Below are 8,409 nucleotides of genomic sequence, written 5' to 3'. Positions count from 1 at the left end.
CCGAAATACTGAGAAAAAGCGTCGATATTCATGGGGGCACTCCTGAAAAAAGGAGTATGAGATCATAAGTAGCTCCGTGGGTCAAACTGAACGATTTTGATTAAATAACGTTCGCGATCTCACCCTACTTACCAACACTAAAAAGTATCAAGAAACAGGCGGGGCTTTAAGCCCACTTCTTAGAGGTATAAACGTTATATCCAGTTGCTATTAATAAAGGTAATTCATCCTTCGGCATCCACATGCCTGATATCCCTGGCTACTTTTCTGGAGGAGATGATTTTACAGATGCAATAGAAAGCGCCCGTGAAGCAATCGAAGCTCATATCGAATTGCTGATTGATGATAACGAAGCAGTTCCAAAAGCAACAAGTGTGGAAAACTATCTGGCAGAACCAAACCTCAGACATTTCATCTGAGGTGTTTTTATATGTAACCCTTAACGCCATCTCACATTTTTATTATTTCCCAAACAGCCTGCGATTAAAATCTTCAATCTTTCCAAACATAACCCGCTTTTGCATCGTCAGGCTCCAACTGGCGGACAGCCCGGCCGCACTCATCAATCGCCGATACTGCTCTTCATCAAATGGCATATTAAAAGCAATCGCGATCGCTTCCTTAACCAAAACATCACTATTACGGGAAACCAGAACAAAAGGCTTATCCGGGCTAACATTTCCTGCTGCAATAATTCGGTAAAGCCAACCACAACGACCACTCTCCTGCATAATGGCAGAAAAATTACTGATACCGGAATGAGAATTAAGTTTGTAACAAGGCGAACGAGGCTGAGTTACTTGAAGCATGGCCTCTCCCCAACTGAAAATGTCACCAATACAAACATTCTCTTCAGTCAAGCCAGTTGTGGAAATATTTTCGCCAAACGCGGGGGCAATAAAGAAATCTTCCTGATCAGGAAATTGATGTTTCCAGAAATCGTAGTGTTCACGGGGATAATGGCAAAGCGCACGATCGGGGCCACCATGGAAACGGGTTTCGGCCTGTTCATCACCTTCCAATCCAAGAGAAGTCAGACACAGGCTGCCATCAACCATCCGTTTGTTAATTGCACTGGCAGACAGTTTTTCTGATATTTCAATTTTGCCTGTATATACCTGCGGATAATACATAATTCACTTTCCTTATTGAAATCAGCCTGATGATATCATCATAAACCAATCCCCAATCAATAAAAATGCCGGCAGTAATATCCAGCCGGCATAGCAGAAAAGAGAAAATGAGTTAGAAAATTATTTCACTTTTTCCTGATAACGTTTTGCAGCTTCATCCCAGTTAACAACGTTCCAGAACGCTTTAATGTAGTCAGGACGACGGTTTTGATACTGCAAGTAATAGGCATGTTCCCAAACATCCAGACCAGCAATTGGATAGCCAGAAGCACCGGAAATAGCTTCACCCATTAACGGGCTGTCCTGGTTAGCAGTAGATACAACCGCCAGTTTGCCATCATCTTTCAGCACCAGCCACGCCCAGCCGGAACCAAAACGAGTCGCCGCCGCCTGCTCAAATTTCTCTTTAAAAGAATCCACACTACCGAAATCACGTTCAATAGCTTCTTTTAATGGGCCTTGCAGAGTTGTCCCTAATTTCAAGCCCTTCCAGAACAGGCTATGGTTAGCGTGTCCACCAGCATTGTTACGTACAAAAGTACGTTTATCAGCAGGTATCTTATCTAATTGCTGAATCAGATCATCAACATCCAGTTTTGCCAGCTCTGGGAAGGCTTCCAAAGCGCCATTGGCATTATTAATGTAAGTCTGATGATGCTTGGTATGATGGATTTCCATCGTCTGCTTATCAAAATGAGGTTCCAGAGCGTCATAAGAGTAAGGAAGAGAAGGTAATAAATAGCTCATATCATGTACTCCAGTCATATAAGAATGGTTCAAAGTCCACACCTTGTGAACAACATGATCATTATAGTTAATTAAATATTATTGGAAATGATTATCAAAACCACACCCTTACCATGGCTTTATCATAAAACTGTGTTTCAGTGGCTTATCAGTCAATTTATCTATATTTAAGATTATTATTAGATTAGGATTTTAAATTACTATTTTTGGTTAGCAATTAAGCCCACCACACCAAATGACAATTACGTGAAAAATATTCTTTTTATTGCGTGATCTTCCGCGCAAAAAAAAAACAAAAATTCTCCTTACACTTTAGTTAACCTTGTTTTGACATACTATTAACATTCGCAAGGAGAATATTAATATGACTCAAATAATGAAGCACCCTATTCCTGCTGTCATTGCAGAACATGCCCTGATGAATAAACAACAATACCAACAAGACTATCAATTATCGCTGCAAGATCCCGAAAGATTTTGGGGTGAGAAAGGTAACATTGTTGACTGGATTAAGCCTTACACCAAGGTAAAGAATACCTCTTTTGATCCTGGACATGTCAATATCCGTTGGTTCGAAGATGGAACACTGAATCTAAGCGCAAACTGTCTCGATCGCCATTTAAAAGAACGTGGCGATCAAACCGCTATTATCTGGGAAGGCGACGATCCAGCAGAGTCCAAAACAGTAACCTATCGTGAACTGCATCATGATGTATGCCAGTTTGCTAATGCATTGAAAAATCTGGGTATTAAAAAAGGCGATGTTGTTGCTATTTACATGCCGATGGTGCCGGAAGCGGCAGTTGCCATGTTAGCATGTGCCCGCATTGGTGCTATCCATTCTGTTATTTTCGCAGGTTTCTCTCCTGATGCCGTATCTGGTCGCATCATTGATTCGAACACTAAATTGGTTATCACTGCCGATGAGGGTTTGAGAGCAGGACGTACAATTCCCCTGAAAAAGAATGTTGATGACGCATTAAGTCATCCAGCGGTTGTCAATGTATCCAATGTGATTGTTTTTAAACGTACTGGAAATATTGGTAATTGGTACTCTGGTCGCGACCTTTGGTGGCATGAGTTGACAGCAGGCGTAAGTGCTGATTGCCCAGTTGAAGAGATGAATGCAGAAGATCCGCTGTTTATTCTCTATACTTCCGGCTCTACCGGTAAACCTAAAGGCGTGCTGCACACTACCGGTGGCTACCTGGTATATGCATCCTTATCATTTAAATATGTATTCGACTATCATCCGGGCGAAATCTATTGGTGTACAGCAGATGTGGGCTGGGTGACTGGACATAGCTATCTACTCTACGGGCCGCTTTCCTGCGGTGCTATCACTCTGATGTTCGAAGGCGTGCCAAACTATCCTGCGGTTAATCGTTTAAGTCAGATTGTTGATAAACATCAGGTAAATATCCTGTACACAGCACCAACAGCAATTCGTGCCCTGATGGCTGAAGGTGACAAAGCTATTGAAGGAACGAAACGTACTTCTCTGCGTATTCTGGGATCTGTTGGTGAGCCTATTAACCCAGAAGCATGGGAATGGTATTACCAGAAAATTGGTAACAGTCAATGTCCGATTGTTGATACCTGGTGGCAAACAGAAACCGGCGGCTTCATGATAACGCCACTGCCAGGAGCAACTGAACTGAAAGCAGGTTCCGCAACTCTGCCTTTCTTTGGTGTTCAGCCAGCCCTGGTTGATAACCTTGGTGAGCAATTAGAAGGTGTTTGTGAAGGAAACTTGGTTATTACTGATTCCTGGCCAGGACAAGCACGCTCACTGTTTGGCGATCATGACCGTTTCGAACAAACCTACTTCTCTACCTTTAAGGGAATGTACTTTAGTGGTGATGGCGCACGCCGTGATGAAGATGGCTATTATTGGATAACTGGCCGTGTTGATGATGTATTGAATATCTCTGGTCATCGTCTGGGCACGGCTGAAATTGAATCCGCTTTGGTTTCCCACCCTAAAATTGCTGAAGCTGCTGTCGTCGGTGTTGCGCATAATATCAAAGGACAGGCAATTTATGCCTATGTCACTTTGAATCACGGCGAGGAACCTTCCCCAGAATTATATACCGAAGTCCGTAATTGGGTACGTAAAGAAATCGGCCCGATCGCGACACCGGATATCCTGCACTGGACAGATTCTTTACCAAAAACCCGCTCAGGAAAAATTATGCGCCGCATCCTGCGTAAAATTGCTTCCGGTGATACCAGTAATCTGGGAGATACCTCAACACTGGCAGATCCAGGAGTAGTGGAAAAATTATTGGAAGAAAAACAAACAATGAGTATTTCGTGACATACCATGCCGCCGTAAGGCGGCTTAATTAACGAATATAATAAAAATATAAGAGGACATTCTGATGAATGACGCCATTTACCAAGGGATTGAGAATAATCCTCGTTTCAAAGAATTAGTTGAAAAACGAGGCCGTTTTGCATGGCTGCTATCAATAATCACGTTAGTTTTGTATGTCAGCTTTATTTTCCTCATTGCATTTGCACCCGAATGGCTGGGTACCCCTCTTTATGCTGGTTCATATATTACCCGTGGGATACCCGTTGGCATTGGCCTAATTGTTATCTCATTCATCTTAACTGGCCTGTATGTAATCAGAGCTAATGGCGAATTCGATCGTCTTACCTCACAAATTCTTGACGAGGTAAAAAAATGAAGAAATTTTTGCTGACAATAATACTGCTATTTCCTGATCTGATATGGGCCGACACAATTACTGGTTCCGTAGAAAAGCAACCCGTCAACATTCAGGCCATTATTATGTTTGTCCTGTTTGTTGGTTTCACACTCTATATCACTTACTGGGCCTCAAAGAAAACGCGCTCCCGTACTGACTACTACACTGCGGGTGGGCGTATTACTGGTTTCCAAAATGGCATGGCGATTGCCGGGGACTTTATGTCCGCAGCATCATTCCTTGGCATTTCCGCTCTGGTCTATACGTCTGGTTACGACGGGCTGATTTATTCTATCGGCTTTCTAATTGGTTGGCCTATTATCCTGTTTCTGATTGCCGAACGATTAAGAAATCTTGGGCGCTACACTTTTGCAGATGTTGCTTCTTACCGATTACAGCAACGCCCAATCCGTATTTTATCTGCCATTGGCTCACTGGTTGTTGTTGCCCTCTATCTTATTGCACAGATGGTTGGAGCAGGTAAGCTTATCGAATTGCTTTTTGGCCTGAATTACCATATTGCGGTCGTACTAGTTGGTATTCTGATGGTGCTTTATGTTCTGTTTGGCGGCATGCTGGCAACAACTTGGGTACAAATTATCAAAGCCATTCTATTGCTGGCTGGCGCCACCTTTATGGCTCTTATGGTCATGAAAACGGTAAACTTCAATTTCAACACGCTGTTTAAAGAAGCTGTTGCTGTTCATTCAAGAGGTGAAGCCATCATGAGTCCAGGAGGGTTGGTATCTGATCCGATTTCCGCACTTTCCCTCGGTCTCGCATTGATGTTCGGTACCGCTGGTTTACCTCATATCATTATGCGTTTTTTTACTGTAAGTGATGCGAAAGAAGCACGAAAAAGCGTTTTCTATGCAACTGGCTTCATCGGCTATTTTTACATTCTGACATTCATCATCGGTTTTGGCGCTATTTTACTGGTCAGCCCAAACCCATCATTTAAAGATGCTACAGGGGTGCTAATCGGTGGTACTAACATGGCAGCCGTTCACCTTGCAAGTGCAGTTGGGGGGGATTTGTTCCTCGGTTTTATCTCCGCGGTAGCTTTTGCCACCATTCTGGCAGTTGTAGCAGGACTGACACTGGCTGGAGCATCAGCAGTATCACATGACCTGTACGCAAACGTCATTAAGTGCGGCAAAGCCAACGAACGCGATGAATTGAAAGTATCAAAAATAACTGTTGTGATACTTGGGTTTGTCGCAATCGGATTAGGTATTTTATTTGAGAATCAGAACATAGCCTTTATGGTTGGATTGGCATTCTCCATTGCTGCAAGCTGTAACTTCCCAATCATTTTTTTGTCTATGTACTGGCGCAAACTCACTACCCGTGGCGCGTTAACCGGAGGTTGGCTGGGGTTAATTACAGCTGTCGTTTTGATGATCCTAGGCCCAACAATTTGGGTCAGCATTCTCGGCCATGAAAAATCAATCTATCCTTATGAATATCCAGCATTATTCTCAATGATTGTCGCTTTCGCCGGTTCATGGCTATTTTCTATTACCGATAATTCACTACAGGGTATGCGGGAAAGAGAACAATTCAGAACCCAATTTATTCGATCACAAACAGGGCTTGGTATCGCACAAGGAAAATCACATTAGTTACGATTTTATACTCAACCTCTCCTTCGGGAGAGGTATTTTTATTAGGAAGCCATCTGAACTCAGAGCTATTTCGCAAGTTAAGCTCTTGTTTTACTCTTAGGTTAATGATTAACTTTATTATTTCAATTCGCTACTTAACACTATTAGCCTATATGAGAAATAAATTGCCCATTCTTATTACCTTGATTCTGGCTTTACTGCCAATAATTTTCATCGGTAATGTAGCTAATGAGTATAAGTTAAAGATAGTATTATTGAGTTTTTTGCTGGCAAGTACTAACGCATTTTTCTATCGCTTTAAATATTTCAAGCCTTTAATTTTACTTATCTCTTTATTATGGTCACTTAATATATCCACATCATTTTTCTTCTCTAGCAAACACCAAATAAGCTTCTCTTCAACTATTGCTAATACTTTTATCAATACAAATAGCAGTGAAGCTGTAGGTATGTTGTCTTACAACAAACATTATGTACTCTTCTTCATTTTCATGATGTTAACTTATTTTCTATCTATAAGATGGTTATCAAAAAATACAGATTCCCGATTTCTAAAAGCCAATATATGGGCTTTATTATTTGTTTGCTTATTAGTCCCAGTTGATTATTATATTTCAGAAGAAAAATATTCAGATAAGGTGATTTTATCAGAGCATTTTTTAATGGGAACACCATTCTATAATTCATCAGCAATGGTAAGAGCAATATATGAAAATCAACAAATTAGGAGAATTGCGTCTGTTAAAGTAAATTTCAATTATATACAAAGAGATAAAGATATTGATACTTATATTTCTCAGATCACGGATTACAACGCTTAGATAAGAATGGTGTCATCCGTTATCATCATGGTGTCAGTAACCCACGAAAAGATACTTATAATATCCCCTTATTTATCTGGTATAACGATAATATTAATGCACAATATCGACACACTGGTGTAGTAAACACGCCTTTTTCAACTTCAGATAATTATTATCTTATTAGTGATTGGTTGGGTATTCATCATAAATCTCAAAAACACTGCCGTTCCCCATTAAGTAACTGTTTTAAACCACCGAAAGAATTAATAGTGATAGACGGTAATAAAAACTTGATGAAATATAGCAAACTTCCTGATGAAAAAGATATCAACGATTTTGGTAAATGATTTAAATTCGAGATCTAGATATTTTAGCCTGTTACTATGAGTATCAACTAAAATGCGTGATTTATAAATATAAGAAAAGGGCAGCATGTTATTTTAGTTGTCGGACCAGGTCCGTAGAGTGTTTGTATATAGCTCAAAACCGCTTACATGACATTATTTTTCCAAGGAAGTCTTAGCAATGTTGCGTGAATTATCCTCCATGAATAAATTTTTAATGCTCTTAATACAAGAGTAAAAATAGAATAATATTCCCCATATAACCTGAGCTAAAAGGCAATTACTCACTAGCCATCAACTTTACAGTAAAACCATTCTAAACGAATCTAGCTGATGATCTCCACGAACTGAGTCTTCTGCAAAAACGCTGATCGTACTTCAAGGAGCTTTAATTCTCTTTCTAATATCACAGCCGCAGAAACCCAAAATCCATTTTTTTTCTGATATTCACAACGCAGAGAAACCGCATGACTTAAAAGTTTTCCTATAAGATACATTATATATGGGAAAAGGAAATATGGCTGTAGTACTAAGAAAACATCAGGCCAATATATGCTTTTTATTTAGGAAACCACATTGAAATTAATTATCAGAAAAAAATTTCTAAGCTCAGATATTCGCGCGACCTTCCTGCTTATACCTGTCGGCTTTACGTTGTAGCATTCCGTGCAAGTATTAGGCTTGGGTGATATTTGCTGGCACCTCAACCGCTTCCTGCAGATTTCACCTCACGATGACCACCTTTGCCGTTCAGCTAACACTTCCCCTTGCCGGGTGTGTAGAGGACTTACACCTCCAAGTCGTCTGCTGACCACCACCGTCAACAGATAGCGCCTGTCTCGGCGCTGCGCGCCATGCCTGGCGCACAAACGCAAAAAACCCCAGCTTGCGCTGAGGGTTTCTACTTAAGATTAAAGCCTGGCAGTTCCCTACTCTCACATGGGGAGACCCCACACTACCATCGGCGCTACGGCGTTTCACTGCTGAGTTCGGCATGGGGTCAGGTGGGACCACCGCGCTATCGCCGCCAGGCATAT

The 8,409-nt window shown here is 41.2% G+C and carries 8 protein-coding genes and 1 rRNA gene; 6 read left to right on the top strand and 3 right to left on the bottom strand.

Features of this window, described 5'->3' with window-relative positions; all coding sequences use genetic code 11:
• Positions 1-209 precede the first annotated feature (209 nt).
• The gene (locus tag C5471_RS22135; protein ID WP_339959319.1) at positions 210-419 is read left to right on the top strand and encodes a type II toxin-antitoxin system HicB family antitoxin; all 210 of its coding nucleotides are present in this window, start codon (positions 210-212) and stop codon (positions 417-419) included.
• Positions 420-461: 42 nt separating this feature from the next.
• On the opposite strand, the gene yiiM is transcribed toward C5471_RS22135, so the two are convergent.
• On the bottom strand, positions 462-1,133 hold the full coding sequence (gene yiiM / locus C5471_RS22130; RefSeq protein ID WP_133814137.1) for a 6-hydroxyaminopurine reductase: 672 nt from the start codon (positions 1,131-1,133) through the stop codon (positions 462-464).
• A 120-nt stretch (positions 1,134-1,253) separates the two neighbouring features.
• Entirely contained in the window at positions 1,254-1,880 is a 627-nt protein-coding gene (sodA, locus tag C5471_RS22125) for a superoxide dismutase [Mn] (protein ID WP_166296433.1), read from the bottom strand.
• A 364-nt stretch (positions 1,881-2,244) separates the two neighbouring features.
• Between sodA and acs the strand changes: the two genes are divergently transcribed.
• From acs to C5471_RS25415, 5 genes are all read left to right on the top strand, one after another.
• On the top strand, positions 2,245-4,200 hold the full coding sequence (gene acs, locus C5471_RS22120; protein ID WP_133814136.1) for an acetate--CoA ligase: 1,956 nt from the start codon (positions 2,245-2,247) through the stop codon (positions 4,198-4,200).
• Positions 4,201-4,264: 64 nt separating this feature from the next.
• Positions 4,265-4,576, top strand: a complete 312-nt coding sequence (locus C5471_RS22115) for a DUF485 domain-containing protein (RefSeq protein ID WP_021325497.1) — start codon at positions 4,265-4,267, stop codon at positions 4,574-4,576.
• Positions 4,573-6,222, top strand: a complete 1,650-nt coding sequence (gene actP, locus C5471_RS22110) for a cation/acetate symporter ActP (RefSeq protein ID WP_166296430.1) — start codon at positions 4,573-4,575, stop codon at positions 6,220-6,222. The genes C5471_RS22115 and actP overlap by 4 nt, the downstream gene beginning before the upstream one ends.
• A 167-nt stretch (positions 6,223-6,389) precedes the next feature.
• Positions 6,390-7,046 carry a hypothetical protein gene (locus tag C5471_RS22105; protein WP_133814135.1) on the top strand — a complete coding sequence of 219 codons (657 nt, stop codon included), beginning with the start codon at positions 6,390-6,392 and terminating at the stop codon, positions 7,044-7,046.
• A gap of 14 nt (positions 7,047-7,060) precedes the next feature.
• Positions 7,061-7,375 (top strand): hypothetical protein, encoded by a 315-nt coding sequence (locus tag C5471_RS25415; RefSeq protein WP_422630937.1) that lies wholly within the window; start codon positions 7,061-7,063, stop codon positions 7,373-7,375.
• 913 nt (positions 7,376-8,288) lie between these two features.
• On the opposite strand, the gene rrf is transcribed toward C5471_RS25415, so the two are convergent.
• Positions 8,289-8,404 (bottom strand): 5S ribosomal RNA (rrf, locus tag C5471_RS22100).
• Positions 8,405-8,409 lie beyond the last annotated feature (5 nt).

The sequence above is a fragment of the Photorhabdus tasmaniensis genome (genome assembly GCF_011189505.1).
Classification (GTDB): domain Bacteria; phylum Pseudomonadota; class Gammaproteobacteria; order Enterobacterales; family Enterobacteriaceae; genus Photorhabdus; species Photorhabdus tasmaniensis.
This window is presented reverse-complemented; position numbering and strand designations above follow the sequence as displayed.